Genomic DNA, 26,870 nt, shown 5'->3' with positions numbered 1-26,870 from the left:
ACTCAACCAAGAGTGCGTTGAAATCCCCGCCTGTCTCCGGGCGCACACGAGCCCCCACCCCCTCGGATCGGGTGGGCGTCGTGAGGCGACCGGGCGCCTATTTCGCGACGAGCGTGGTCTCGAAGCTGTAGAGGTCGGGGCGATAGATGTGCACGCCGAACTCGATCGCGCGCCCTGCGCCGTCGAACGACGTGCGCTCCATCTGGAGTACCGGGCCGTCACGGTCGATGTCGAGCAGCTTGCCCTCGTCATCGTGCGCGCGCCGTGCCCCGATCCGCTGCTTCGCGACGCGGATGGTGACCCCGCGGCTGCGCAACAGCTGATACAGGCCCTGACCCTCGAGCTGTTCGCGCGTGATCTCCGCGACGTCTGCCGGGAACCAGTTCTCCAGGATCGCGACGGGATTTCCATCCGACGTGCGGCGGCGTCGGATGTGCAGCACGTCGGCGCCGACAGCGACGCTCAGGTGCTCGGCGACGTTCTCCGGTGCGGGGGACAGCTCGTGCAGCAGCACGGTGGTGCCGGGGGTGTGCTGGGAGCCCTGCAGGTCGTCATAGAGACTCGTGAGCTCGACCTGTCGTGTCACCTGTCCTTGGACGACCTGGGTGCCGATGCCGCGCCGCCGGACGAGCAGTCCACGGTCGACGAGCTCCTGGATCGCCCGTCGGACGGTGGGGCGGGAGAGTCCCAGCCGCTCGCCGATGGCGATCTCGTTCTCGAGGCGTGCGCCGGGTGGAATCTCGCCCGACCGTATCGCCGCCTCGAGCCGACTCGACACCTGGAAGTACAGAGGGATGGGCCCTGTGCGGTCCAGATCATGGAACAGATGATCCGGCCATACGCCGTCGGTCGTCGCCATCTCATGGTCTCCCTTGTTTGTCGCGACAATATTACCTCTGCCGCGGTTTGTCACATCGGGCGGGAGGGCTGGAGCGGGGTTGACCCTTGCACGAATCGGTCCTTGTGTTATTGTTAGGACATATCCCATCCATCGCGATCAGGAAAGTTGTACACAGGAGTATGACCGGAGAAAAGACTCCCGACGTCCTTGCTATCGGGCGCCTCGGCGTAGACATCTACCCGCTCGAAAGCGGTCTCGGCCTCGAAGACGTATCGACGTTCGGCAAGTACCTCGGCGGCAGTGCGGCCAACGTCGCCGTCGCCGCCGCACGCTACGGACGCGTGGTGCAGCTCGTGTCGCGGACGGGAGACGATCCCTTCGGCCGCTACCTGCATCGAGAGCTCACCCGATTGGGAGTCGACGACTCCGCGGTCTCTGTCGACCCTGATCTGAAGACGCCCATCACCTTCTGTGAGGTCTTCCCGCCGGACGACTTCCCGCTGTACTTCTACCGCGAGCCGAAGGCGCCCGACCTCAACATCACGGCCGATCAGCTCGACGCCGACGCCATCCGCGGGGCAGGGGTGCTGTGGGCGACCGTCACCGGTCTCTCCCAGGAGCCCAGTCGGCAGACCCACTTCGACGCGTGGGCCCTGCGCGGACGCGCAGACCACACCATCCTCGACCTCGACTATCGGCCGATGTTCTGGGTCGACCCCGCCGAGGCTACGGTGCAGGTGGGGCGCGCTCTCGAGCATGTGACCGTCGCCGTGGGCAACCGCGAAGAGTGCGAGGTCGCGGTCGGCGAGACCGAACCGCTTCGCGCCGCGGACGCCCTGCTCGAACGGGGCGTGAGACTCGCCATCGTCAAGCAGGGCCCGAAGGGCGTGCTCGCGAAGACGGCCGACCAGACCGTCGAGGTGCCGCCCCACTTCGTCGATGTCGTCAACGGTCTCGGCGCGGGCGATGCATTCGGCGGGGCACTCTGCCATGGACTGCTCTCGGGCTGGGGTCTCGAGGAGATCCTTCGCTTCGCCAACGTCGCAGGCGCGATCGTCGCCTCGCGACTCGAATGCTCGACGGCCATGCCGTCGGCGGCAGAGGTGCGGGAACTACTCGAAGGAGCCAGGAGATGACCGGCATCACTCTCTCCGAAGAGGACTTCGCTCGTCTTCGGGACCTGCGTGCATCGGCACCGCACGAGGTCGCTGCGAGACTGCACAACCGCCGACGCCGCGAACTGCTCGGCGCGGACGGCAAGCTCTTCATCGTCGCGGCGGATCACCCCGCCCGCGGAGCGCTGGGTGTGGGCGCCGACCCGATGGCGATGGCAGATCGCTACGACCTGCTCGATCGCCTCGCCACAGCGCTGAAGCGCCCCGGCGTCGACGGAGTGCTGGGCACCCCGGACATCATCGATGACCTCGCGGCCCTCGGGCTGCTCGACGACAAGATCGTCGTCGGGTCGATGAACCGCGGGGGTCTGCGCGGCGCGACCTTCGAGATGGATGACCGCTACGGCGCCTACACGATCGACGAGCTCGCAGCGGTCGGCGCCGACTTCGCGAAGACCCTCGTGCGGATCAACCTCGATGATGCGGGAACCGGCCCCACACTGCAGGCCACGGCCGAGGCGGTGACGGCTGCGGCGAAGGCACGGCTGCCGATCATGCTCGAGCCGTTCCTCAGCCGCTGGGTCGACGGCCGGGTCGTCAACGATCTGTCGACGGATGCCGTGATCACCTCGATCGCCATCGCGGCCGGTCTCGGTGCGTCGTCGGCATACACCTGGATGAAGCTGCCCGTCGTCGAGGACATGGAGCGCGTCATGGCCGCCACCACGATGCCCACGCTGCTTCTCGGCGGCGACTCCGGAGCAGACCCCGACGAGACCTTCGCGGCGTGGGAAGACGCGCTGTCGCTTCCCGGTGTGCGCGGACTCACCGTCGGTCGCACACTCCTCTACCCGCCGGACGGCGACGTGGCCTCGGCCGTCGATGCCGCTGCCGGACTCGTCCGCGGCGCCGCCGCCGTGTCAACTCGCTGACCTGAACCTCGAAGGAACACCCATGAGCACCACGGAACCCCGCGTCATCTCGCACTGGATCGACGGCGCCGAGAGCACCTCGAACAGCGGCCGTACCGCCCCCGTCTACAACCCCGCGACCGGCGCGGTCTCGGCCCATGTCGCGCTCGCCGACCAGGCCGAGATCGATGCCGCGATCGAGTCCGCCCAGCGCGGGTACCAGGTCTGGAAGACCTACTCGATCGCGAAGAGGCAGAATGTGATCTTCGCGTTCCGGGAGCTGCTGAACGCGCGCAAACGCGAACTCGCCGAGATCATCACGGCGGAGCACGGCAAGGTCGTCTCCGATGCCATGGGTGAGATCCTGCGCGGCCAGGAGGTCGTCGAGCTCGCCACGGGCTTCCCGCATCTCATCAAGGGCGCCTTCAGCGAGAACGCCTCGACCGGCGTCGACGTCTACTCGCTCAAGCAGCCGCTCGGCGTCGTCGGCATCATCAGCCCGTTCAACTTCCCGGCCATGGTGCCGATGTGGTTCTTCCCCGTCGCCATCGCCGCCGGCAACGCCGTCGTTCTCAAGCCCAGTGAGAAGGACCCGTCCGCAGCACTCTGGCTCGCCCAGCTCTGGAAGGAAGCCGGTCTTCCCGATGGCGTCTTCACCGTGCTGCAGGGCGACAAGCTCGCGGTCGACGGCCTGCTGCACAGCCCGGTCGTGCAATCGATCTCCTTCGTCGGATCGACCCCCATCGCGCAGTACATCTACGAGACCGCGTCGAAGAACGGCAAGCGCGTTCAGGCCCTCGGCGGCGCGAAGAACCACATGCTGGTGCTCCCGGATGCCGATCTCGACCTCGTCGCCGATCAGGCCGTCAACGCCGGCTACGGTGCCGCAGGCGAGCGCTGCATGGCGATCTCGGTCGTGCTGGCCGTCGAGCCCGTCGCGGATGAGCTGATCGCGAAGGTCTCCGAGCGCATCGCCACGCTGCGCATCGGAAACGGTGCGGGCGTCGACGGCGTCGAGCCCGACATGGGCCCGCTGATCACCGACGTGCACCGCGACAAGGTCTCGTCGTACGTCGACATCGCCGAGGCGGATGGAGCGAAGATCGTCGTCGACGGCCGCGGCCTGAAGGTCGACGGACACGAGGACGGGTTCTTCTTCGGACCGACTCTGATCGACGACATCCCCACCACATCGCGCGCGTACACCGAGGAGATCTTCGGCCCCGTGCTCTCCGTGGTCCGCGTGCAGACGTTCCAGGAGGGACTCGACCTCATCAACTCGGGCGAGTTCGGCAACGGCACGGCGATCTTCACGAACGACGGCGGTGCGGCCCGCCGCTTCCAGAGCGAGGTCGAGGTCGGCATGATCGGCATCAACGTGCCGATCCCCGTGCCGGTCGCCTACCACTCGTTCGGCGGATGGAAGGCCTCGCTCTTCGGCGACGCCAAGGCGTACGGTGTGCACGGGTTCGACTTCTTCACTCGCGAGAAGGCGATCACCAGCCGCTGGCTGGACCCGGCCACCCACGGTGGGATCAACCTCGGATTCCCGCAGAACAACTGACCCGTTCCGGATGCCGCCCGCGGGGGAGCGGGCGGCATCCATTCCTCTGAGAGCACGAAGATGAGCACCACAGAAGATCGCTGGTTCCACCGACGCGGCGCACTCGCACGAGACGGGTGGCAGAGCGTCGTCGACGCGTCGCTCGAGGGCTGGGAGCACACGGGCATCCGCATCGCCGAGCTGGCGGACGGCGAAGAACTCGAGCTCACGGCACGCGATGTCGAGCGCATCATCGTGCCGCTGGCCGGGTCGTTCCGCGTCGCCCACCATCACCACCCCGGCGAGTGGCACACGCGGCTGCACGGTCGGGCCTCGGTCTTCGACGGCCCCACCGACGTGCTCTTCCTGTCGATCGGCACGACGGCGACCATCAGCGGTGAGGGCCGCGTCGCGGTCACCGAGGCGCCCACGACCGAGCGGCGCGACTGGAAGTACATCACGGCGGAGGAGACCCCGGTCGAACTGCGAGGTGCGGGCCGGTCGAGCCGCCAGGTGCACAACTTCGGCACGCCCCAGGCGCTCGATGCCGCTCGGCTGATCGTGTGCGAGGTCATCACGCCGGCCGAGAACTGGTCGTCCTACCCTCCACATAAGCATGACGAGCACCAGCCCGGGCACGAGTCGCGTCTTGAGGAGATCTACTACTTCGAGAGCGCCCCCTCTCGTTCGGGTGGCGACCCGGACGCGGCCGATGGCGCCTTCGGGATGTTCAGCACGTACTCCTCGCCCGCCGGCGAGATCGACATCAACGCGATGGTCGGCACCGGTGACATCGCACTCGTGCCCTATGGCTATCACGGCCCGGCCGTCGCCGCCCCTGGGTACGACCTCTACTACCTCAACGTGATGGCAGGCCCGGACGCCGAGCGCACGTGGCTGATCAGCGATGACCCCGCGCACGCATGGGTCCGCGACACCTGGGACGGCCAGGAGTTCGACTCCCGGCTGCCGTATGAGAACGACAACGAGAACGACAAGGATGGTCGGCACTGATGGCGAACACGAAGACGATGACAGTCAGCCAGGCGCTGGTCGAGTTCCTCGGGCACCAGTGGACGGTCGACGGCGAGATCCGCGAGCGCACGGTCGCCGGGATGTTCGGCATCTTCGGGCACGGCAACGTCGCCGGAATCGGCCAGGCGCTCAAGCAGTACAACGTCGAGCAGCCGGCGCTGATGCCCTACTACCAGGCGCGCAACGAGCAGGCGATGGTGCACCAGGCGGTGGGCTATGCGCGGATGCATCGTCGCCGCAGCACGCTCGCGTCGGCCGCATCGGTCGGCCCCGGCGCCGCCAACATGCTGACCGCAGCAGCCCTCGCGACGTCGAACCGTCTGCCGGCGCTGCTGCTTCCGAGCGACACGTTCGCCACCCGTGTCGCCGATCCCGTGCTGCAGCAGCTCGAGCATCCCCATGACCCCGGCATCCAGGTCACCGATGCCTTCCGCCCGCTCTCGGTGTTCTTCGACCGCGTTCAGCGGCCGGAACAGTTGTACTCGATCGCCCTCGGTGCGATGCGCGCGCTCACCGATCCGGTGCAGACCGGCGCCGTGACGATCGCGCTGCCGGAGGACGTGCAGGCCGAGCGCATCGACGTGCCGCTGGAGTTCCTGCAGGATCGTGAATGGCATGTCCGGCGACCGCTGCCGGAGCGCGCGGCGCTCGCTCGTGCGGTCGCCGCCATCCGCTCGGCGCAGCGTCCGTTCATCGTCGCCGGAGGAGGCGTGCTCTACGCCGGTGCGGAAGATCATCTGCGCACGCTCGTCGAGGCGACCGGCATCCCCGTCGGCACCTCGCAGGCCGGTGGCGGCTCGCTCGTCTGGGATCACCCGCAGTACCTCGGCGGCGTGGGCGCCACGGGCACTCTGGCAGCGAACCGCATCGCGGCGGAGGCCGACGTCGTGATCGGCATCGGCACGCGGTACAGCGACTTCACCACCGCATCCCGAACTGCTTTCCAGAACCCCGATGTTGTGTTCGTCAACATCAACATCGCGTCGTTCGACGCCTACAAGCACGGCTCGCAGCTGCCGGTCATCGCGGATGCTCGCGAAGCGCTGAGTGAACTCGCCATCGAGCTCGAGGGGTGGGAGATCACCTCCGAGTACACCGAGCGCATCGCGCGCGAAAAGGCGTCGTGGGATGCGAGCGTCGACGCGGCCTTCGCGCCCTCGGGGCTCGCGCTCCCCGGGCAGCCGGAGATCGTCGGAGCGGTGCAGGCGGCATCCGCACCCGAGGACGTCATCGTCCAGGCCGCAGGCTCGCTCCCGGGAGACCTGCACAAGCTCTGGCGGGTGCGCGACGCCCTCGGCTATCACGTCGAGTACGCGTTCTCGTGCATGGGATACGAGATCGCCGGCGGAATCGGCGCGAAGCGCGGTCTGCTCGCCGACGGCGACGACCGCGATGTCATCGTCATGGTCGGAGACGGCTCGTACCTGATGCTCAACACCGAGCTCGTGACGGCGGTCGCCGAGGGCATCAAGGTCATCTTCGTGCTCATCCAGAACCACGGCTACGCGTCGATCGGCCATCTGTCAGAGACTGTGGGCTCCGAGCGCTTCGGCACCTGGTATCGCGAGTACGACCCCGAGGCACGCAACTTCCAGGGAGAGCAGATGCTCCCCGTGGACCTCGCTGCCAACGCGCGGAGCTACGGTCTCGACGTCATCGAGGTCGAGCCCGGGGCATCGGCGATCGACGACCTCTCTGCGGCGATCGCCGTGGCGAAGGCGTCGGCGACCTCGACCTTCATCCACATCAACAGCGACCCCCTCATCTACGCGCCGGACGGCGACGGATGGTGGGACGTCCCCGTCCCCGAGGTCTCCACGCTCGCCAGCACCCAGCAGGCGCGCGCGGATTACCTCGCACAGCAGGCGCACCAGCGTCCGCTCCTCGGCTGACTTCAACGGAGAACTGACATGACTGACACCACCACCGCCGCCTCCGCGGCCGCAGGCGCCAACCCGGGTCTGCGCATCGGCACCGCTCCGGATTCCTGGGGCGTCTGGTTCCCGGACGACCCGAAGCAGGTTCCCTGGCAGCGCTTCCTCGACGAGGTCGTCGCGGCCGGGTATTCGTGGATCGAGCTCGGCCCGTACGGATACCTGCCGACCGACCCCCATCAGCTCGAAGACGAACTCGGCTCGCGCGGGCTCAAGCTCTCCGCCGGCACCGTGTTCACCGGCTTCCACAAGGGCGACGACCAGTGGCAGCGCGCCTGGGACCAGGCGCTCGCCGTCGCCGGACTCGCATCGAAGCTGGGCGCCGAGCACCTCGTCGTCATCCCCGACCTGTGGCGCAGCGATGCGACCAGCGAGGTGCTCGAGTCGCGCACGCTCTCGGACGAGCAGTGGAAGAAGCTGGCCGCAGGGCACGATCGGCTGGGCAAGGCGCTGCTCGAGGAGTTCGGTGTGAAGCAGCAGTTCCACTCTCACGCGGACAGCCACATCGGCACCACGCGCGAGGTCGTGCGCTTCCTCGACGAGACCGACGAGCGGTACACCAACCTGTGCCTCGACACCGGCCACTTCGCCTACTACGGCGGCGACAACGTCAAGCTCATCCAGGAGCGCCCCGAACGCATCGGCTATCTGCACCTCAAGCAGGTCGACACCTCGCTGCTCTTCGACGTGCTCAAGAACGATGTGCCGTTCGCGGATGCGGTCACGCAGGGCATCATGATCGAACCGCCGCACGGCGTGCCGGACCTCGGACCGATCATCGAAGCGGTCGCGGCGATCGACCCGGACATCTTCGCGATCGTCGAGCAGGACATGTACGGCTGCGACGTCGACTACCCGTTCCCCATTGCACAGCGCACGCGTGAGCACATCTTCGGATGCACGCACCTCGCCCGCATCCACTGACCTCACCTCCTGGAGTATCGAACTCATGACCACTGACCTCCGTATCGGCGTCGTCGGCGCCGGACTCATGGGCGCCGATCACATCGCGCGCATCACGCACCGCATCTCCGGAGCCGTCGTCTCGGCGATCGTCGAGCCGGACGCCGGGCGCGCGGCCGCCGCCGCCGAGAAGGCCCCCGGCGCTGCCACTTTCAGCCGTGTCGAGGACGCGATCGCCGCGGATGCGCTCGACGCCGTGCTGATCGCGACGCCGGGCCAGTTCCACGCGCCCGTCCTGATCCCCGCGCTCGAGGCCGGCCTGCCGATCCTCTGCGAGAAGCCGCTCACGCCCGACTCCGCCACCTCGTGGGAGATCCTTCAGCGGGAGCAGAAGCTCGAGAGGCCGCACATCCAGATCGGCTTCATGCGACGCTTCGATCCGGAGTACGCGGCACTGCGCGAGCTGATCGCGTCCGGCGACGCCGGCGACCTCGTGATGGTGCGCGGTGTCCACCGCAACCCGTCGGTGCCCGACAGCTACACGCAGACGATGCTCATCACCGACTCTGTCGTCCATGAGTTCGATGTCATCCCGTGGCTGGCCGGCTCGAGCGTGAAGTCGGTCGAGATCAAGTTCCCGCGACGCAACACCCTCACGCCCGAGCACCTGCGCGAGCCCATCCTCGTGATCATGGAACTCGAGAACGGCGTGCTCGTCGATGTCGAGATGAACGTCAGCGTGCAGTTCGGGTACCAGGTCGGCACCGAGGCCGTGTTCGAGAAGGGCATTGCCCGCATCGGACAGCCGTCTGGCCTGCAGCAGTGGCGAGACGGACAGTTCTCGATCACGGACCACATGAGCTTCACGACGCGGTTCGCCGAGGCGTACGACGGTCAGATCCAGCGCTGGGTGAACGCGGTCACCGACGGCCGGCTCGTCGACGGGCCGAATGCCTGGGACGGCTACCTCGTCGCCCTCGCCTGCGAGGCCGGGGTCAAGGCGCTCGAGGGCGGTATCGTTCCCGTCGAAGCCGCCGAGCGTCCCGCGTTCTACGCCTGAAACCCGAAGGAATCGACATGGTCCGCATCGCGCTCGACCCCACTCCGTACCACCACGATCACGCGCTCCTCGACTTCCCGGAGGTCGCGGCGCGGCTCGGGTACGAGCATCTGCACCTGACCCCGCACGGCGACTTCGCGCCGTTCTTCCGGTATCCGAAAGCGGATGACGCGCTCGTCGGCGCGCTCAAGAAGCGTGCGGCCGACGCCGGTGTGAGCATCCCGGCCCTGCTGCCGGTGCAGCGGATCTCCTCACCCGACGAGGTGCAGCGCGTCGCCGCGGTGCGCAACATGCGCCGCATCATCGAGCTGGCGGTCGCGCTCGACGTCCCCGTGCTGAACACCGAGTTCTCGGGTCGCCCCGAGCGACAGGAGGACAGTGAGGCTGCGTTCTACCGGTCGATGGAGGAGCTGCTGCCGATCCTCGAGAAGGAGGGGGTGCGGATGAACATCGATCCTCACCCGGACGACTTCGTCGAGGACGGACTCGAGGCCTGGCGTGTCATCCGCGGACTCAACTCGTCTGCGGTCGGATTCGTCTACGTCGGATCGCACACATTCCACTACGGAGACCGGGCGACGACTCTGCTCCCCGAGATCGGCGATCGTCTGGGAGCCGTATACGCAGCGGACACCTTCGACCACAACCGCTCGCACGGCCTTCGCTACATCTCGAACCCTCCCGGAAACGCGGCACGCGTGCACCAGCACCTGCGGATCGGTGACGGTGACGTCGACTGGACGCAGCTGTTCGACACTCTGCGCGCGACCGGCTACTTCGACCGTGCCGACGCCCTCATCGTGTCGAACGTGTTCGCCGAGGATGAGCACGCCGACGAGGTGTCGCGCTTCCAGCTGCAGAAGCTGCGCGAGCTGATCGGCTGACCGCACGCTGAAACGGCAGAGGCCCCTCCCGATCTCGGGAGGGGCCTTCTTGCCGTCAGGGCTGCCCAGACGCAGAAGAAAGGGGTGCGGCTGCCGGATCCCGGCTGCCGCACCCCTCTGTCGTCGGGTCAGCGACCCGCGAGGCGCTCCCGGCGGGGGATGGTGCGGATCGCCTGGGTTCGGAAGTCGGTCTCGAGCGTCTCGAGCGAGCGGCCCTTGGTCTCAGGAACCTGGGTGAGCACGAACCACAGCGAGACGGCGTTGATCGCCGCGAAGAGCGCGAACGTCCAGGTCGAACCGATGCCTTCGACGATCTGCGGGAAGACGAACGAGATGAACGCGTTCACGGTCCAGAGCACGAACACGGCGAGCCCCATCGCGAGTCCGCGGATCGCCAGCGGGAAGATCTCGCTCAGCAGCAGCCAGACGACGGTGCCGATGAAGCCCTGCACGAAGGCGACGAAGAGCATCATGGCGGCGAGGATCAGGTAGCTGACCGTGTCGGACGGCGGCAGGAGGAAGACGAGCGCGAGCACGATCTGCGACCCCACCACGCCGCTGAAGCCGATGGCGAGCATCCGGCGCCGGCCGACGAAGCCGATGAGCCAGATGCCCACGATCGTCATGGTGACGCTGGTCAGCCCGACGCCGATCGTCGCGATCAGCGCGGCCTGGTCACCCAGACCGGTCTGGGTGAGGATGCTCGGCGCGTAGTAGTTGACGGTGTTGATACCGGTGGCCTGCTGCACGGTGGCAAGGCCAAATCCGACGTACAGGAGTCGCCGCATCCAGCGGTTTTCTCGCAGGGCGCGCCACGCGTGGCGACGCTGGTCTCCCTCGACCGTGGCGTTCTGTGCGATCTCGGCGAGCTCTGTCTCGACCTCTTCGGGCGTGCGGCTCTTGCTGAGCACGAGTCGCGCCTCGTCGAGACGGCCACGGGCTCCGAACCAACGGGGTGATTCGGGAAGCAGGAGCATGCCGACCAGAAGGATGATCGCGGGAACGGATGCCACGGCGAGCATGATGCGCCAGACATGCGTGTCGCTGATGAGCACGGCGAGCAGCGCGTTGATCGCGAACGCCAGCAGCTGGCCCGTGACGATCATGAGCTCGTTGATCGTCACCATGCGACCGCGCTTGTCGGCTGGCGCCATCTCGGCGAGGTAGAGCGGACAGGCGACGGCCGCCGCCCCCACGCCGAAGCCGAGGAAGATGCGCGCGATCACCATGATCGTCACGTTCGGCGCGATCGCGCACGCGATGGCGCCGACGAGGAAGATGACGGCGCAGACGAGAAGACTGCGCTTTCGGCCGAGCGCATCCGCGATGCGTCCGCCCAGGAGGGCGCCGAAGGCGGCGCCGGGGAACAGCAGCGCACTGACGACCCAGGCCTCTTCGCCGGTGGACATCGCGAGGTCGTCGCGCATGTAGAGCAGCGCACCGGAGATGACTCCGGTGTCGTAGCCGAAGAGCAGACCGCCGAGGGTGGAGATCACCGTCAGGCGCGCGAGGAACCCGCGGCCTGCGGTTCCACCGGTCGCGGTCGGCGACGGTCTGGTGATGCGGGAATTCGACACGAGGACGCTCCTTTGCGTGGATCCGCCGAGCATCGGGTGCTGTGGCGGGTGAGGAAGTGGCATGGTCCGCTCGACGCGGTTCCATGTAAAGACATTCTTGCATGAGGAGCCGAAAGGGACAAGCCTTGCTCGGATCATGATTATGTGAGAATGTTAGGACAATGAAAGATAGGAGACACCATGCCCCTCGTACGCATCGACCACAGCGATTCCCGCACCGATTCAGCTGCGATCTCAGGCGCGATCCACGACGCGATCGTGGAGACCTACGGCATCCCGGTCGGGGATCGGTTCCAGATCATCACCTCGCGGGGTGCGAGCACGATCATCGCGGAGGATGCGGGGCTCGGATTCGAGCGCACCGATCCGGTGATCATCCAGATCTTCACGCAGCGGGGCCGCACCGATGAGATCAAACAGCGCCTGTACGCGGCCATCGCCGCCCGGCTCGAGACGGTGGGGGTACAGGGCGAGGACGTCTTCATCGGATACGTCGAGAACGGCCCCCAGGACTGGTCTTTCGGGTTCGGCCGCGCTCAGTATCTGACCGGCGAGCTCGCTGTTCCTGCGGCTGCTCCGACGGTGTGACCGGCTGCGGTCTCGACTGAGTCAGGTCCTCGGCGCCGCTGTCGACTCGCGAACGACCAGCTCGAGCGGGAGCACGACCTTCGAGGCCACCCGATTGCGTTCGGGGTCGATGAGCGTCTGCATCGCGCGCGTTCCGATCTCTCGGAGCGGTGATCGCAGCGTCGTGAGAGCGGGGGCGGCGAGCTCGGCGCTGAAGATGTCGTCGAAGCCGATCACGCTGAAGCTCTCGGGCAGCTGCACCCCACCACTGCGCGCGGCTCGAAGCAGGCCGTGCGCGACGAGGTCGTTGTAGGCGAGCACAGCCGTGACCCCGCTCGCTCGCACACGGCGGAGCGCGTCGGCACCGGCGGCGACGGTCGGGGCATCGACCGTGATCTCGACCGCGGAGATGCCTCGAGTGGTCGCAAGGTCGAGGGTGAGGTCCCAGCGGGCGCGGTTGATCTGGATGTCGCCGAGCCCGAGATAAGCGACGGACCTGTGGCCGAGATCGTGCAGATGATCCATCGCGGCTGTGAGCCCCATGACGAGGTGGGGGATCACGCTCGGAAGCGACGGTGCCGAGTGGTTCGCCGCGACGATCGGCTTCTCGCGAGCCAGGGCCGCGAGCTCCTCGTCGGCCAGTCTCGACGCGACGACGAGGAGTCCGTCGACGGAGGGCTGAAGAGTCTCGATCGTCTCGAGTTCGAGCTCCGCCGACGCTTCCGTCTCTGACACGATCAGTGTGAAGCCGCTGGCGCGCGCGACCTGCTCTGCACCGCGGATCAACTCGAAGTGGACCGGGTTCGTGATGTCGGGAAGAACGATCGCGAAGGTGCCGGTCAGCCCGGTGGGCAGTGATCTCGCCATCGGGTTCACCCGATAACCGAGCTCGCCTGCTGCAGCGCGGATCTTCTCTTCGGTGGCCGCGTTGGTGCGCCCTGGCTTGTTCAGCGCACGAGAGACCGTCGACGGATTGAGGCCGACCTTCTGAGCGATGTCGTAGATCGTCGGACGTCTGCCAGCCCGACCCTCGGTCGCCACCGGCTCGTCGGACGCGTTCGGTTCATCTCTCGACATCGAAGTGTCTTCCCCTCATCGTCGCGGTGACCGGCATCCGGTTCCCCGATCGTACGACAGGGTGTCGTCGACTCCGTCATCGGCGGCTGGCAACCGCTTGCCAAAATGATCCGTTCATGGTTGTCTGATTCCAGATGTCGGGGCGAGCTGCCCCGGAGAGGATGAGCGACGATGCTGCGACCCCAGTGGTCTCCCACCCGTGAACTGGTCGGTCTCGACGGGCTCTGGCGATTCGCCGTCGACGACCCCGAGGTCGCCGAACCCTGGTCGAGTCGGCTCCGGACTGAGCTGGAGGCTCCGGTTCCTTCCAGCTATGACGACCTGTTCGCCGATCAGCAGATCCGCGACCACGTCGGGTGGGTCTGGTACCAGCGGGACGTTCGCGTTCCGCGGGGGTGGGATGGTGCGCCCATCCTGGTTCGCGTCGAGGCCGCCTCTCATCGCGCTCGCGTCTACGCGGGCGACACCCTCGTCGGCGCCCACGAAGGTGGATTCACGCCCTTCGACGTCGATGTGACCGATCAGGCGATCCCAGGCGAGGAGTTCCGTCTGACGATCGGTGTCGACAACGAGCTCTCGCGCACGACACTTCCTCCGGGTTTCGTCACCGTCGCCGACGACGGTCGCAAGCAGCAGCGCTACCTGCACGACTTCTACAACTACGGCGGGCTGCCGCGGTCGGTGTGGCTCGCGGCGGTGCCGTCCGCACGCATCGAGGACATCACCGTGGTCCCCCACATCGATGGCACCGACGGCGTCCTCCGCTACGAGATCGTCACCACCGAGGACGCGGAGGTGTCGATTCGCGTGCGAGACGCGGAAGGATCTCAGGTGGCCGAGGGGCGAGGGAGGACCGGCGAGATCCGCGTCCCCGACGCGACCCTCTGGCAGCCCGGAGCGGGGTACCTCTACGACATCGTCGTCGAGGCGACGACCGAGTCCGGTGTGCGCGACGTCTACACGCTCCCGGTCGGCATCCGCACCGTCGAGGTGAGGGGAGCGGAGTTCCTCATCAACGGCGAGCCGTTCTACTTCCGCGGCTTCGGCAAGCACGAGGACAGCCCGGTGCGGGGCAAGGGCCATGACCCCGCGTACATGGTCCATGACTTCCACCTCATGAAGTGGGCGGGTGCGAACTCCTTCCGCACCTCGCACTACCCCTACGCCGAGGATGTGCTCGAGTACGCAGACCGTCACGGCATCGTCGTGATCGATGAGACGGCTGCGGTCGGGCTCAACCTCGCCATCGGCGCGGGGATGGGAACAGGGGCCACCCGCTCGACCTTCGGCCCTGACGGGTTCGGCGACGCGACCCGAGAGTCGCACGCACAGGCGATCAGGGAGCTGATCGCGCGCGACAAGAATCACCCGAGCGTCGTCATGTGGTGCATCACCAACGAGCCGGCCTCCTTCGAGGACGGAGCTCGCACGTACTTCGAACCGCTCGTGTCGCTCACGCGCGAGCTCGACCCGCACCGCCCCGTCACCTTCGCCAACCTCATCCAGGCGACCTATGGCGCAGACCGCATCGCCGACCTCTTCGACGTCATCTGCCTCAACCGCTACTACGGGTGGTACGCCGACGGCGGAGACCTGCGCAGCGCGGAGCAGCACCTCGAAGCCGAGCTGCTCGGCTGGGAGCGCACCTACGGCAAGCCGCTGGTGATGACAGAGTACGGGGCGGACACGGTGGTCGGCACGCATTCGGTGTATGACCAGCCGTGGACCGAGGAGTACCAGCTCGCCTTCCTCGAGATGTACCACCGCGTCTTCGACCGGGTGCCGGGCGTCGTTGGCGAACAGGTGTGGAACTTCGCGGACTTCCATACGCCCGGCAGCGCATTCCGCGTCGACGGCAACAAGAAGGGCATCTTCACCAGGGACCGCCGCCCGAAGGCCGCGGCGCACGCCCTTCGTACCCGCTGGCACGGCTGACAGGGACTATCGACATGACTCACGCTTCTCTCACGCGGCGCGACCGCGATCGCCTGCTTCCCGCCGACCCGGCGTCGCGCACCGTCGCGCGCGCCCTGTACGAGCGGGTCGCCGACGCCCCGATCATCTCGCCGCACGGCCATGTCCCGGTGGAATGGCTCGTCGACGACCGGCCCTTCGCTGATCCCGCCTCACTGCTGATCAGTCACGATCACTATGTGACCCGCCTGCTCCATGCGTCCGGTGTCGGGCTCGACGAACTCGGCGTCGGCGGAAGCACGGCGGACCCGCGTGAGATCTGGAGGAAGTTCGCCGAACACTGGTCGCTCTTCGCCGGTACGGCGTCGGGGTACTGGCTCACGGAATCACTCGAGAACGTGCTCGATGTCCGGGTCCCGCTCTGCGCAGCGACGGCGGATCAGAGCTACGACCACATCGTCGAGCAGCTCGCGACTCCGGCACTCAGGCCGCGGGCGCTGTTCGAGAGCTTCGGCATCGAGGTGCTCGCGACCACTGATGACCCGCTCGACGATCTGTCGGGGCACGCGGCGCTCGCCGCAGAGGGACGCGTCGGCAGGGTCATCCCCACGTTCCGGCCCGATCGCTATCTCGACCCGGATGCCGGGGGATTCGGCGACAACGTCGCGAGGCTGCTCGCCGCGACGGGTAGCCCCAGCACTTTCGCCGGGTACCTCGCCGCGCTGGAGCAGCGGAGGCAGTACTTCATCGAGCACGGCGCCGTCTCGGCCGATCACGGCGTGGAGGTCCCGGAGACTCTCGACCTGACCGCCGCAGAGGCCGGATCCCTGTTCGCGCGAGTGCTGGCCGGCGATGCCGATGCCGAGGACCGCCAGGCGTTCCGAGCGCACATGCTTTTCCAGATGGCGAGGATGAGCGTTCAGGACGGGCTCGTCATGACCGTCCACGCGGGTGTCGTGCGCAATCACAGCACGGCGACCTTCCGCAGATTCGGGCCCGACACCGGGCACGACATCCCGCGGCGCACCGACTTCGTGGGCGGCCTGCGTCCGCTGCTCGAGAGGTTCGGGCTCGAACGCGATCTGCACCTCGTGCTGTTCGCCGTCGATGAGACCGTCTACTCCCGCGAGATCGCACCGCTCGCGGGCTTCTATCCGAGTCTCTACATCGGGGCGCCGTGGTGGTTCCTCGATGCTCCTGACGCGATGGCACGATTCCGCTCGGCAGTGACCGAGACCGCAGGGTTCTCTCGCGGATCCGGGTTCATCGACGACACCCGCGCGTTCCTCTCGATCCCCGCGCGCCACGACACGGCACGCCGTGCCGACGCCTCGTTCCTCGCTCGACTCGTGATCGAGGGGCGGGTGGATGAGGAGACGGCCGGTGCGGTCATCGACGACATCGTCGGGCCGCAGCCGAAGCGGGTGTTCAAGCTGTGAGTGCTCTCTCCGTCAACCTCCTCGGCACCCGCGCCACGACGGCGCCTCCGGTGCGGATCGTGCATCTCGGACTCGGCGCCTTCCACCGTTCGCATCAGGCGTGGTACACCGCGAATGCGGCCGACGCCGAGCAGTGGGGTATCGCCGCCTACAGCGGACGCAGCTCGTCGCTCGCCGAAGCGCTGACTGCGCAGGACGGCCTGTACACACTGGTCGTCCGGTCGCCGGAGGGTGATCGGGCCGAGCGCATAGGCAGCATCGTGCGCGCCCATGGCGGATCGGAGCTCGCTCGGTTCGTGGGCGATGTGTCGGCCCCCACGACGGCGATCCTGTCGCTCACCATCACGGAAGCCGCGTACTCGCCGAAGGAGACATGCGTCGACGTCGCAGTCCTGGGCGCCCTCGCAGACGGTGCCGAGCTGTCGCAGATCGAGCCGAGCACGGCTCTCGGACGTGTCGTGCTCGCTCTGGAGGCGCGTCGACGAGCCGGAAGCGGCTCGCTCGCCCTGGTGTCGTGTGACAACCTCCCCGACAACGGCGGAGTGCTGCGCGCATCGGTCGGCTCTCTCGCGGAGGCGGTTCCCGGACTCGGCGATTGGATCGACAGCACCGTGTCCTTCGTGTCGAGCTCGGTGGATCGGATCACCCCGAGACTCTCCGACGAGGAGACGGCGGCGCTGGCGGAGGTCTACGACGACCGCGCGCCGGTCGTCGCCGAACCCTTCTCCGACTGGGTGATCGCAGGCTCGTTCCCTGCAGGACGACCGCAGTGGGAGACGGCGGGGGCGCGCTTTACCGACGATCTCGACCCGTGGGAGGCGCGCAAACTCTGGCTGCTGAACGGTGCGCACAGTCTTCTCGCCTCGCTGGGACGACTCCGCGGTCATCGCACTGTCTCCGAGGCGATCGCCGATGCCGAGTGCCTGCGGGCCGTCGAGGCGTACTGGGATGAGGCGTGCGCGCATCTTCCGGACGAACTCGGTCTGTCGGCGTATCGCTCGGCACTGCTCGACCGGTTCCGCAACCCTCGCATCCAGCATCTGCTCGCCCAGATCGGTCTCGATGCCGACACCAAGGTGCGTGTCCGGATAGCCCCGGTCGCCGAACGGGAGCGGCGTTCCGGTCGCTCCGGTGCGGCGTGTGCTGTCGTCATCGCCGCGTGGTTGGCGGTGGAAGGGCAGGCGGTCGATCGCGAGTCGGTCGCGGGCACGGTCGGCACGCTCAGCGCAGCGCTCGGTGCAGACGCTGCCTTCGTCGAAGCGGTGCACAGGGCCCTTGAGCGGGTGGGGAACCTCACGCTTCGGTAACAAGTTGGCAATCGGTTGTCAAACGATGGATTACCTGCTTTACTGGCGTCTGAGGCCACCCATCTCGTTCGCGTCACCCGCGTCGACAAGCGGTTGCGCATCAACCGTTTCATCCAAAGGAGCATGAACAATGTGGAATACCCGTAAGCACCGTCGCCGCGTGGCATTGCCCGCTGCGCTGCTCGTCACCGCCCTCGTCGCCACCGGCTGCGCTGCCGGAAGCGACCCCGAACCCGAAGGCACGTCGTCGGCCGTCGAAGAGAAGGACCTCGCCCTCGCGGCGGTGTCGGCTCCGAACTCACTCGACCCGGCACAGCTCGTCGATGGGCAGCAGATGTTCGTCTGGTCGTCTGTGCTCGACACGCTGCTTCGCAAAGACCCCGAGAACGGTGAGCTGCTGCCCGGCGCCGCCGAGAAGTGGGAGTACAACGAAGACGGCACGCAGCTGACCCTCACGCTGCGCGAGGGCATGACGTTCAGCTCAGGAGATCTGGTCGATGCTGAGGCCGTCTCGGCCACGCTGCTGCGCTCGAAGGCCACCCCGGGTGCGGTGCAGAGTCGCCTCGCGGCCATGACCGACGCCGTGGCCGAAGATGAGAAGACAGTCGTCATCAGCTTCTCGGCGTTCGATCCGCAGTTCCTCGACAACCTGGCCCAGGGGCCCGGCGCCATCGGCGACCCGGCGACCATGGACGAGGAGCGCACGGCCACGGATCCGATCGGCTCGGGCCCGTTCACCCTCGACGTCGAGAAGACCGTCCCCGGCAGCAGCTACGTGCTGGTCAAGCGGGACGACTACTGGGATGCCGAGAACGTGCCGTTCAAGACGCTGACAGTGAAGGTCCTGCAGGACCCGACCGCCTCTCTCAACGCGCTGCAGGCAGGCGAGCTCAATGCAGCGACCGTGCAGTCGCAGGTGGTCTCGCAGCTCGATGCGAACAAGTTCACGATCACGGTGAACGATGCGGTGGCCGTGGGCTACCTCAACATCCTCGACCGCGCCGGCGAGAAGTTCCCTGCTCTCGGTGACGTGAAGGTCCGTCAGGCCATCAACATGGCGATCGACCGCGAGGGCGTGCTCAAGGGGATCTTCAGCGGAGTGGGCATCGCCACCACGCAGCTGGTCAGCCCGTTCGGCGAGATCTACGACGCGAAGCTGAACGACAAGTACGAGTACGACCCCGAGAAGGGCAAGGAGCTCGTCGAAGAGGCCGGGTACGCCGGCGAATCGTTCCAGATCCCCAGCACCTTCCTCTCGACGACCATCGAGCCCGTCCTCACCCAGGCGTTCGCCGACATCGGACTCACGCTCGAGTGGGTCACGGTGCCGCCGCAGCAGGCACAGGCGGCCGCGCGGTCGGGTGACTACGGCCTGTACTACCAGATCCTCGGATTCAACTCGGATTCCGCCGACCTCGCCACCACCTTCGGGGCGGCCGGATTCGGCAACCCGACCGGCTACACGGATCCGACCCTCGACGAGTACTTCGACGAGATCAACAACACCGTGGAGTTCGCCGACGCGCTTCCTGTCTACAAGGAACTGAACGAGTACGTGGTGGACGAAGCGCTGGTCGCACCCATCGCCTACATCGGAGCGACCTGGGCCACGGCTGACGGCATCAGCTACGTCGGCAAGGCCAACACGCTCTCCACCATCCGCCAGTTCGACGTCACCGAGTGAGTGACCGGCGGGGGTGCGGTTCGCCGCACCCCCGCCACACACCGGGAGCCCCTTGATGCTCAGCTACATCCTCCGCAGACTCGGCGCCGGCGTCGTGCTCGCGATCCTGGTGACCTTGATCACCTTCCTCCTTCTCAGCACGTCGTTCGACGATGTCGCCCAGGCCATCCTCGGCACGTCAGCGACACCGGATGTGGTCGACGACCTCATCGCCGAGAAGGGGTGGGACCGTCCGGTCATCGTCCAGTACTTCGACTGGCTGATCCATGCCGTGCAGGGAGACTTCGGAGTCTCCGTCTACACCTCGCTTCCGGTCGGACCCTCGGTTCTGCAGCGACTCGCGGTCACGCTCTCGATCATCGTCCCCGCGTTGATCCTGACGGTCATCATCTCCGTCGTGCTCGGCGTCTGGGCAGCATCCCGCGGCGGGGTCGTTGACCGCATCGCCCAGGGGATCTCGCTGATCGGCTACATCGTGCCCGGCCTGCTGCTGGCGATCGTTCTCGTGGTCGTCTTCGCCGTGCAGCTCAAGTGGCTCCCTGCGACGGGGTTCACCCCGTTCGCGGAGGATCCGGGGGCATGGGTGCGCAGTATCACGATCCCTGTGATCGTGCTCACCATCGGCGGTGTCGCGAACATGGCGGCGCAGGTGCGCGGGCGCATGATCGACGAGCTCCGACGCGACTACGTCCGCACGCTGCGGACGCGTGGATCCTCGACGACCTCGATCGTCATCAAGCACGCGCTGCGCAATGCGGCGAGCCCCGCGCTCACGGTGATGTCGCTCGAGTTCATCCAGATGTTCGGCGGGGCACTCATCATCGAGAACGTCTTCGCCCTCCCCGGCTACGGCAGCTTCGCGTTCAACGCATCCCTGCAGGGGGACATCCCCGTGATCATGGGCATCACCGCGTTCGGCGTGCTTCTCGTGACCGTCGTCAACCTCCTCACCGACCTGGCCAACGGTTGGCTGAACCCGAAAGCGAGAGTCCGATGAGCGACGAACGCCTGCCCCCGACGAACACCCGCACCGTGACGACGCCCAGCACCGAGCTGCTCGTCACTCTCGAGAACGCGGCGAAGGCCCGCACATCGACCTGGCGTCGCATCGTGCGCGACCCGCAGGCGATCGGCACGCTCGGCCTGCTCGCGCTGATCTTCCTGCTCGGGGTGCTCACCCCGTGGCTCGCGCCGCATGGCCCGAACGACGCCGACCTCGCGATGATCAACGCGCCGGTCGGCACGCCCGGGTATCTGCTCGGCGCCGACGAGGCGGGGCGCGACATCCTGTCTCGTCTGCTCCACTCCATCAACACGGCGGCGATCTCGGCCCTGATCGGTGCGGGTGTGGCCCTGGCGGTGGGCGTGGTCGCCGGCCTCGTCGGCGGCTACTTCGGAACCGTGACGCGAGCGACGACCGAGTGGTTGTTCAACCTCATCATGACCTTCCCCGGCATCCTGCTGCTGATCATCCTGATGCCGGTCACGGGAGGCGACTACCGCTTCACGATGCTGATCTTCGGCGTGCTGCTCTCGCCGGGCATCTATCGCATCGTGCGCAACCTCGTGCTCGGGGTGAAGAACGAACTCTACGTCGATGCCGCGCGGGTCTCCGGACTCGGAAACCTCCGCATCCTCGGGCGTCACGTGCTGTTCGTCGTGCGGGGACCCATCATCATCGCCGCGGCCTTCATGGCCGGCTCCGCGATCGCCGTGCAGTCCGGACTCGCCTTCCTGGGCGTCGGATCGCTGCAGATCCCGAGCTTCGGCGCGATGATCTCGTCGGGATTCCGCAACCTCTACATCGCTCCCACGCAGTTCCTCTGGCCGAGCCTCCTGCTCGGGGTCATCACGGCATCGCTGGTGCTGCTCGGCAACTCGCTGCGCGACATCCTCGAGGGATCCACGCCCAAGCCGGCCAAGGTCGGACGAGGCCAGCGCGTGCTCGACAGTGCCGGAGAGGCGACCGCTGCCAGATCAGGACTGCTCGAGATCAACGACCTCGCGATCGCGTATCCGCGCCCCAGCGGCGGTCTGAACGAGGTGGTGCGCGGCGTCGACCTGTCGATCGCGCGCGGCCAGATCGTCGGACTCGTCGGGGAATCGGGGTCGGGCAAGTCCCAGACCGCGTTCGCATCGCTCGGGGTGCTGCCCAACGAGGCGGTCATCACGCGAGGGTCGATCCGCTTCGACGGGCGCGAGCTCGTCGGCCTCACCGACGCGCAGATGCGCCCGCTGCGAGGCAAGGAGATCGCCTACATCCCGCAGGAGCCGATGTCGAACCTCGACCCGTCGTACCGGGTGGGCGCCCAGCTGGTCGAGGGCGTGCGCTCGGCGCTCGGTGTGACGCGTGCCGAGGCATCCTCCCGCGTGCTCGCGCTGCTGGAGCGTGTCGGAATCACCGACCCGAAGCGGACCTTCGACTCATATCCGCACCAGATCTCGGGCGGCATGGCTCAACGCGTGCTCATCGCAGGAGCCGTCGCGAGTCGGCCCAAGCTGCTCATCGCCGACGAGCCGACGACCGCGCTGGATGTCACGGTGCAGGCGGAGATCCTCGACCTGCTGCGCGACCTGCAGTCCGAGCTCGACATGGCGATCCTCCTCGTCACGCACAACTTCGGCGTCGTCGCCGACCTGTGCGACCGGATCGCCGTGATGCAGAACGGCGTAATCGTCGAATCCGGCACCGCGACCGAGGTCTTCGCGCATCCGACGCACGACTACACGAAGATGCTGCTCGGTGCGATCCTCGACGAGAGCACGGTCCGCACGGATCCGCCCGTCAGCACTCCTGAAGAAGGGAACCAGCGATGAGTCTTCTCGAGGTCGATGAGCTTCGCGTCTCCTTTCCCGGGCGCGGATGGCGTGCGAAGCCCGTCGAGGTCCTGCACGGCGTCTCGCTGACTGTCGCACCGGGGGAGACCCTGGGCCTCGTCGGCGAGTCCGGATCGGGGAAGACGACGATCGGACGCGCCGTGCTCGGACTCGTGAACCCGTCGGGAGGAGACATCCGCTTCGACGGGACGTCGATCGCAGGAGTCTCCGCCGGCGAGCGTCGCAGGCTCGCAAGAGACATTCAGGTCGTGTTCCAGGATCCGTACACCTCGCTCAATCCGTCGATGACGATCGGCGACATCCTCGCGGAGCCGCTGATCATCCAGGGTGCGACGTCGAAGGACGCACGGTCACGCGTCAAGACGCTGCTCGATCAGGTGGGCCTGCCGACAGACTCGGTCGAGCGTCTGCCCCGGGAGTTCTCAGGTGGCCAGCGCCAGCGTGTGGCCATCGCGCGGGCACTCGCCCCCGAGCCGCGACTGATCGTCTGCGATGAGCCAGTGTCGGCGCTCGACCTCTCGACGCAGGCCCGCGTGCTCGACCTGTTCGTCGAGATCCAGCGGGCGACCGGCGTGGCGTACCTCTTCGTGTCGCACGATCTCTCAGTCGTCCGTCACATCAGCCACCGCGTGGCGGTGCTCTATCGCGGCGACCTCGTCGAGACCGGGTCGGCCGCGCACGTGACCTCGACCCCCGATCACCCCTACACGCAGAAGCTCCTGCTGGCTGCGCCGGTCGCGGATCCGCTCCGACAGAGGGAACGCCGCGAAGCGCGCCGACGAATCATGGAGGCATCGTGACTCAGCATCCGATCATCCCCGGCTACCACCCCGACCCCTCGATCTGCCGCGTGGGTGAGGACTACTACCTCGCGAACTCGAGCTTCGAGTACTCGCCGGGTGTGCCGATCTTCCGCTCCCGTGACCTGCTGTCGTGGACCCAGATCGGCAACATCCTCGAGCGCCCAGAGCATCTCGACGTGCGCACCGGCCTCGGTGGGGCGAGCGGCGGGATCTACGCGCCGACGCTGCGTCATCACGACGGTCGGTTCTGGATGATCACGACGAACATCCACGAAGTCGCACGGGGCCACATCCTCGTGCACGCGGAGAACCCCGCCGGTCCGTGGAGCGAACCCGTGTATGTGGCAGGGCTCATCGGCATCGACCCCGACATCGCCTGGGACGACGAAGGCACCTGCCTGGTCACCTGGAGTGACGTGATGCGCGGTGGCATCTCGCAGGCCGCCGTCGATCCGCTGACCGGCGACGTGCTCTCGGAGCCGCGCTCGCTGTGGGCGGGAACCGGCGGAGCGCATGCCGAGGGGCCGCACTTGGTCCGCCGAGGGGAGTGGTGGTACCTGCTCGTCGCCGAGGGCGGCACCGGACCTGGGCACATGGTCACGATCGCTCGTTCGGCGAATGTCGACGGCCCGTTCGAGCCTGCACCGACGAATCCGATCCTCACCCACCGCAGCACGAGCGCGGCGGTGCAGTCGACCGGGCATTCCGACCTCGTCGAACTCGCCGACGGATCGTGGGCGCTCGTGTTTCTCGCGACGAGGCCCCGGGGAACGTTCCCCCGCTGGCACACGAACGGCCGCGAGACCTTTCTCGCCGGGGTGGACTGGGTGGACGGCTGGCCCGTCATCGACGAGTCTCGCTACGACGTTCCCACCCCGTCCACCGGGTTCGTCGACGACTTCACGGATGCCGCACTGCATCCGCGCTGGATCGCTCCGGGCGCAGCTCCCTCGTCGTTCACGCACACGGGCGCCGAGGGCCTGCGCCTCGACCGAGGTCGAGATCTGCAGACCCCGACCGCCGAGCGGCTGCTCGCCGTCCGCGCCGAGGACGAACTCTGGACGGCGCGGCTAGACGCGGCGGGCGACGTCGCGTTCTCCGTGCGCATCGATGACGCCCACCAGGTGCTCATCGAGAGGGTCGGGGCGGAGGTACGTGCGCGGGTCGTGATCGGCCCGCTCGACCAGATCGTCAGGCACGCGGATGCTCCTGCGGATGCTGTGCTCGAGATCAGGGCCACGGAGTTCGAGGCCGAACGCGGTGCGCGCCGAGGACCCGACGTGCTGCGTGTGGGTGTCGTCACCGGGGCGGAGTTCCTCGAGCTCGCTGCCGTGGACGGGCGCTACCTGTCGACCGAGGTCGCCGGCGGATTCACCGGACGAGTCATCGGGGTCGAGGCTCTGGCAGACGACGTCGTGGTCCGCCGGTTCGAGTACGAGTCGACCGGCGCCCAGGGCTGATCACTCCTGGGCGGGCACCTTGAGCTCGGGGATGAACGCGGCCATCAGCCCGGTCACGCACGCGTCCACGTCGATGGCGGTCCGGTCGAACAGCCACTCGGTGCGGAGTCCGTCCGTCACGGCGATCATGAGAGCGGCGAGCTGGGCGGCGGGGAGATCCGTCGACAGGCGGCCCGCATCATCGAGACGGGTGAACAGGCGGGTCATGAACGAGCGGATGTTGCGATACCGCGTCGCGAAGTAGTCGTGCGCGGGGTGGCCGGGCGCCGTCGCCTCGCCCGTCAGCACGGCGCTCAATTCCATGAGACCGATGCGCTGCTCGCGCTCGATGAGGGTGCTCGCCATGCCCCGCAGGATGTCCAGCGGGTCGGCGTCAGGGTCGAGGGTGGAATTGCGAGCGAGGTAGTCGGCGCTGTGTTCGTCCTGCATCGCGAGCACCGCCATCAGGAGGTCCTCCTTGCGGGGGAAGTGGTGCAGCAAGCCCGTGTGACTGATGCCGGCGCGGCGAGCGATCTCGGCCATCGATGCGCCGTGGAACCCCGATTCGCCGAAGATCGTCAGACACGCTTCGAGGATTCCGCGGCGGACCCCCGCAGTCTTGGCGTACTGGGCCATCGCACCTCCCCGGTGAAATTAGTGAGCGCTTTCTAATTTTATGATACCTTGGGCATGGCAATCGGTTGTCACGGTTGCTCCGATCGAGAGGATCCCTCAATGACGAACTTCCCCACCGGCTTCCTCTGGGGTGCCGCCACCGCCGGACACCAGATCGAAGGCAACAACGTCAACAGCGACTGGTGGGAGCGCGAGCTCACCATGCCCGGCATGGAGCCGTCGGGCGACGCCGTCGACAGCTACCACCGCTTCCGCGAAGACATCGATCTTCTCGCCGACGCGGGGCTGACGACCTACCGATTCAGCCTCGAGTGGTCGCGAATCGAGCCGATCGAAGGTCAGTTCTCGCGGGCGTCCCTCGCCCACTACCGCCGTGTGATCGAGCACTGCTTCTCGCGAGGAGTGGTTCCCTTCGTCACTCTGCAGCACTTCACGACGCCGCGCTGGTTCGCGAACGACGGCGGCTGGACGTCGCCGAAGGCCAAAGAGCGCTTCCTCAGCTTCGTGACCGAGGCCACGACGATCCTCGACGGGGTCGAGTGGGTCGCGACCATGAACGAGCCGAACATGCAGGCGGCCATCATGACGGCGATGCTCCGCATGGCCGAGACGCAGGGCGGTCAGTGGCAGAGCCCGACGGTCGAGGCCGACACCGAGCGCGACGGCGGCGAGGAGAAGAGCCTCGAGAAGAAGCAGCACGGCGCTTTCCTTCAGGACGCCGACCCTGAGATCGGCCGTGCGTTCGTCGACATCCACCACGCCGCCCGCGAGATCGTGCGTGCTCGCACGAACGCCAAGGTCGGCTGGACGATCGCTGCGGGGGCGCTCACCGCGGCGCCCGGCGGTGAGGAGAAGCTGAAGCAGATCCGCTACGGCAAGGAAGACGTCTACTGGGAGGGCGCACGCGGCGACGACTTCGTCGGCGTGCAGGCGTACTCGAGCCAGGAGGTGGACGCGAACGGACTCATTCCGCACCCGCCGCACCCCGACAACACGCTGGTCGGCACCGCGTTCCGCCCCGACTCGCTCGCCATGGCCGTTCGTCACGCGTGGGAGGTGTCGGAGGGGGTGACCGTGATCGTCACCGAGAACGGCATCGCCACGGCTGACGACACCCAGCGGATCCGATACACGGATGCGGCATTGCGCGGTCTCGCCGACACGATCGAGGAGGGCATCGACGTGCGCGGCTACCTGCACTGGACGCTGCTCGACAACTTCGAGTGGGGCCACTGGGCGCCCACCTTCGGGCTGATCGCCGTCGACCGCGAGACGTTCGTGCGCACGCCGAAGCCCAGCCTCGGCTGGCTCGGTAAGGTGTCGAAGCGCAACGGTCTGGCCTGACCGGCTCTCGTACCCAGAG

At 67.3% G+C, this 26,870-nt stretch carries 22 protein-coding genes; 18 read left to right on the top strand and 4 right to left on the bottom strand.

All coding sequences use genetic code 11. The annotated features are described in order from the left end of the window. Positions 1–97: 97 nt before the first annotated feature. Entirely contained in the window at positions 98–859 is a 762-nt protein-coding gene (locus D7252_RS17870; RefSeq protein ID WP_120776613.1) for a GntR family transcriptional regulator, read from the bottom strand. Positions 860–1,020: 161 nt separating this feature from the next. Here D7252_RS17870 and iolC point away from each other — a divergent pair, with 161 nt between their 5' ends. The 8 genes from iolC to D7252_RS17830 are packed head-to-tail and all read left to right on the top strand — an operon-like array spanning position 1,021 to position 10,226. Continuing rightward, on the top strand, positions 1,021–1,977 hold the full coding sequence (gene iolC / locus D7252_RS17865; RefSeq protein ID WP_120776612.1) for a 5-dehydro-2-deoxygluconokinase: 957 nt from the start codon (positions 1,021–1,023) through the stop codon (positions 1,975–1,977). Beyond that, positions 1,974–2,888, top strand: a complete 915-nt coding sequence (locus D7252_RS17860; protein WP_183055344.1) for a class I fructose-bisphosphate aldolase — start codon at positions 1,974–1,976, stop codon at positions 2,886–2,888. The genes iolC and D7252_RS17860 overlap by 4 nt, the downstream gene beginning before the upstream one ends. Positions 2,889–2,910: 22 nt before the next feature. Next, a complete protein-coding gene (locus D7252_RS17855) occupies positions 2,911–4,431 on the top strand; it encodes a CoA-acylating methylmalonate-semialdehyde dehydrogenase (RefSeq protein ID WP_120776611.1) in 1,521 nt (506 codons plus the stop codon). Between the two features lie 60 nt (positions 4,432–4,491). After that, positions 4,492–5,424, top strand: coding sequence for a 5-deoxy-glucuronate isomerase (iolB, locus tag D7252_RS17850; RefSeq protein ID WP_120776610.1), 933 nt, complete (start codon positions 4,492–4,494; stop codon positions 5,422–5,424). Beyond that, positions 5,424–7,337: a 3D-(3,5/4)-trihydroxycyclohexane-1,2-dione acylhydrolase (decyclizing) gene (iolD, locus tag D7252_RS17845; RefSeq protein WP_120776609.1), complete on the top strand. Its 1,914-nt coding sequence runs from the start codon at positions 5,424–5,426 to the stop codon at positions 7,335–7,337. The genes iolB and iolD overlap by 1 nt, the downstream gene beginning before the upstream one ends. Before the next feature lie 18 nt (positions 7,338–7,355). After that, positions 7,356–8,303 (top strand): sugar phosphate isomerase/epimerase, encoded by a 948-nt coding sequence (locus D7252_RS17840; protein ID WP_120776608.1) that lies wholly within the window; start codon positions 7,356–7,358, stop codon positions 8,301–8,303. Between the two features lie 25 nt (positions 8,304–8,328). Further along, entirely contained in the window at positions 8,329–9,342 is a 1,014-nt protein-coding gene (locus D7252_RS17835; RefSeq protein ID WP_120776607.1) for a Gfo/Idh/MocA family oxidoreductase, read from the top strand. Positions 9,343–9,359: 17 nt separating this feature from the next. Then, positions 9,360–10,226, top strand: a complete 867-nt coding sequence (locus D7252_RS17830; RefSeq protein WP_120776606.1) for a sugar phosphate isomerase/epimerase — start codon at positions 9,360–9,362, stop codon at positions 10,224–10,226. Positions 10,227–10,354: 128 nt separating this feature from the next. Here the strand turns inward: D7252_RS17830 and D7252_RS17825 are convergent, their stop codons facing one another. Next, the gene (locus D7252_RS17825) at positions 10,355–11,803 is read right to left on the bottom strand and encodes a sugar porter family MFS transporter (RefSeq protein WP_259461139.1); all 1,449 of its coding nucleotides are present in this window, start codon (positions 11,801–11,803) and stop codon (positions 10,355–10,357) included. Positions 11,804–11,983: 180 nt separating this feature from the next. Here D7252_RS17825 and D7252_RS17820 point away from each other — a divergent pair, with 180 nt between their 5' ends. Further along, positions 11,984–12,391 (top strand): tautomerase family protein, encoded by a 408-nt coding sequence (locus tag D7252_RS17820; RefSeq protein ID WP_120776604.1) that lies wholly within the window; start codon positions 11,984–11,986, stop codon positions 12,389–12,391. Positions 12,392–12,412: 21 nt separating this feature from the next. Here the strand turns inward: D7252_RS17820 and D7252_RS17815 are convergent, their stop codons facing one another. Next, positions 12,413–13,447 carry a LacI family DNA-binding transcriptional regulator gene (locus D7252_RS17815; RefSeq protein WP_120776603.1) on the bottom strand — a complete coding sequence of 345 codons (1,035 nt, stop codon included), beginning with the start codon at positions 13,445–13,447 and terminating at the stop codon, positions 12,413–12,415. Between the two features lie 171 nt (positions 13,448–13,618). On the opposite strand from D7252_RS17815, the gene uidA reads away from it, so the two are divergent. The 8 genes from uidA (at position 13,619) to D7252_RS17775 (ending at position 24,892) form a co-directional block, all read left to right on the top strand. Next, the gene (uidA, locus tag D7252_RS17810; protein WP_120776602.1) at positions 13,619–15,382 is read left to right on the top strand and encodes a beta-glucuronidase; all 1,764 of its coding nucleotides are present in this window, start codon (positions 13,619–13,621) and stop codon (positions 15,380–15,382) included. A 14-nt stretch (positions 15,383–15,396) separates the two neighbouring features. Next, positions 15,397–16,800 (top strand): glucuronate isomerase, encoded by a 1,404-nt coding sequence (uxaC, locus tag D7252_RS17805; RefSeq protein ID WP_120776601.1) that lies wholly within the window; start codon positions 15,397–15,399, stop codon positions 16,798–16,800. Beyond that, entirely contained in the window at positions 16,797–18,107 is a 1,311-nt protein-coding gene (locus D7252_RS17800) for a mannitol dehydrogenase family protein (RefSeq protein WP_120776600.1), read from the top strand. Before uxaC ends, D7252_RS17800 begins: the two co-directional genes overlap by 4 nt. Before the next feature lie 130 nt (positions 18,108–18,237). After that, positions 18,238–19,791, top strand: a complete 1,554-nt coding sequence (locus D7252_RS17795) for an ABC transporter substrate-binding protein (RefSeq protein ID WP_120776599.1) — start codon at positions 18,238–18,240, stop codon at positions 19,789–19,791. Between the two features lie 55 nt (positions 19,792–19,846). Further along, on the top strand, positions 19,847–20,788 hold the full coding sequence (locus D7252_RS17790) for an ABC transporter permease (RefSeq protein WP_120776598.1): 942 nt from the start codon (positions 19,847–19,849) through the stop codon (positions 20,786–20,788). Next, on the top strand, positions 20,785–22,608 hold the full coding sequence (locus D7252_RS17785; protein WP_120776597.1) for a dipeptide/oligopeptide/nickel ABC transporter permease/ATP-binding protein: 1,824 nt from the start codon (positions 20,785–20,787) through the stop codon (positions 22,606–22,608). The genes D7252_RS17790 and D7252_RS17785 overlap by 4 nt, the downstream gene beginning before the upstream one ends. Then, entirely contained in the window at positions 22,605–23,429 is an 825-nt protein-coding gene (locus tag D7252_RS17780; protein ID WP_120776596.1) for an ATP-binding cassette domain-containing protein, read from the top strand. The genes D7252_RS17785 and D7252_RS17780 overlap by 4 nt, the downstream gene beginning before the upstream one ends. Then, entirely contained in the window at positions 23,426–24,892 is a 1,467-nt protein-coding gene (locus D7252_RS17775; protein ID WP_120776595.1) for a glycoside hydrolase family 43 protein, read from the top strand. Before D7252_RS17780 ends, D7252_RS17775 begins: the two co-directional genes overlap by 4 nt. Here D7252_RS17775 and D7252_RS17770 read toward each other — a convergent pair whose 3' ends face one another. Next, a complete protein-coding gene (locus D7252_RS17770; RefSeq protein WP_120776594.1) occupies positions 24,893–25,507 on the bottom strand; it encodes a TetR/AcrR family transcriptional regulator in 615 nt (204 codons plus the stop codon). A 99-nt stretch (positions 25,508–25,606) separates the two neighbouring features. On the opposite strand from D7252_RS17770, the gene D7252_RS17765 reads away from it, so the two are divergent. After that, entirely contained in the window at positions 25,607–26,851 is a 1,245-nt protein-coding gene (locus D7252_RS17765) for a family 1 glycosylhydrolase (RefSeq protein ID WP_120776593.1), read from the top strand. Positions 26,852–26,870: the final 19 nt, after the last annotated feature.

The organism is Microbacterium sp. CGR2 (assembly GCF_003626735.1).
In the GTDB taxonomy this organism is placed as follows: Bacteria; Actinomycetota; Actinomycetes; order Actinomycetales; family Microbacteriaceae; genus Microbacterium.
The sequence above is the reverse complement of the archived record's forward strand: the minus strand, read 5'-3'. Positions and strand labels throughout refer to the sequence as shown.

What these genes read in the sequence shown, in the direction of transcription:
- D7252_RS17870 (WP_120776613.1), bottom strand. Translation starts at nt 859, where the DNA reads ATGGCGACGACCGACGGCGTATGGCCGGATCATCTGTTCCATGATCTG.
- iolC (WP_120776612.1), top strand. Translation starts at nt 1,021, where the DNA reads ATGACCGGAGAAAAGACTCCCGACGTCCTTGCTATCGGGCGCCTCGGC.
- D7252_RS17860 (WP_183055344.1), top strand. Translation starts at nt 1,974, where the DNA reads ATGACCGGCATCACTCTCTCCGAAGAGGACTTCGCTCGTCTTCGGGAC.
- D7252_RS17855 (WP_120776611.1), top strand. Translation starts at nt 2,911, where the DNA reads ATGAGCACCACGGAACCCCGCGTCATCTCGCACTGGATCGACGGCGCC.
- iolB (WP_120776610.1), top strand. Translation starts at nt 4,492, where the DNA reads ATGAGCACCACAGAAGATCGCTGGTTCCACCGACGCGGCGCACTCGCA.
- iolD (WP_120776609.1), top strand. Translation starts at nt 5,424, where the DNA reads ATGGCGAACACGAAGACGATGACAGTCAGCCAGGCGCTGGTCGAGTTC.
- D7252_RS17840 (WP_120776608.1), top strand. Translation starts at nt 7,356, where the DNA reads ATGACTGACACCACCACCGCCGCCTCCGCGGCCGCAGGCGCCAACCCG.
- D7252_RS17835 (WP_120776607.1), top strand. Translation starts at nt 8,329, where the DNA reads ATGACCACTGACCTCCGTATCGGCGTCGTCGGCGCCGGACTCATGGGC.
- D7252_RS17830 (WP_120776606.1), top strand. Translation starts at nt 9,360, where the DNA reads ATGGTCCGCATCGCGCTCGACCCCACTCCGTACCACCACGATCACGCG.
- D7252_RS17820 (WP_120776604.1), top strand. Translation starts at nt 11,984, where the DNA reads ATGCCCCTCGTACGCATCGACCACAGCGATTCCCGCACCGATTCAGCT.
- D7252_RS17815 (WP_120776603.1), bottom strand. Translation starts at nt 13,447, where the DNA reads ATGTCGAGAGATGAACCGAACGCGTCCGACGAGCCGGTGGCGACCGAG.
- uidA (WP_120776602.1), top strand. Translation starts at nt 13,619, where the DNA reads ATGCTGCGACCCCAGTGGTCTCCCACCCGTGAACTGGTCGGTCTCGAC.
- uxaC (WP_120776601.1), top strand. Translation starts at nt 15,397, where the DNA reads ATGACTCACGCTTCTCTCACGCGGCGCGACCGCGATCGCCTGCTTCCC.
- D7252_RS17795 (WP_120776599.1), top strand. Translation starts at nt 18,238, where the DNA reads ATGTGGAATACCCGTAAGCACCGTCGCCGCGTGGCATTGCCCGCTGCG.
- D7252_RS17790 (WP_120776598.1), top strand. Translation starts at nt 19,847, where the DNA reads ATGCTCAGCTACATCCTCCGCAGACTCGGCGCCGGCGTCGTGCTCGCG.
- D7252_RS17785 (WP_120776597.1), top strand. Translation starts at nt 20,785, where the DNA reads ATGAGCGACGAACGCCTGCCCCCGACGAACACCCGCACCGTGACGACG.
- D7252_RS17780 (WP_120776596.1), top strand. Translation starts at nt 22,605, where the DNA reads ATGAGTCTTCTCGAGGTCGATGAGCTTCGCGTCTCCTTTCCCGGGCGC.
- D7252_RS17770 (WP_120776594.1), bottom strand. Translation starts at nt 25,507, where the DNA reads ATGGCCCAGTACGCCAAGACTGCGGGGGTCCGCCGCGGAATCCTCGAA.
- D7252_RS17765 (WP_120776593.1), top strand. Translation starts at nt 25,607, where the DNA reads ATGACGAACTTCCCCACCGGCTTCCTCTGGGGTGCCGCCACCGCCGGA.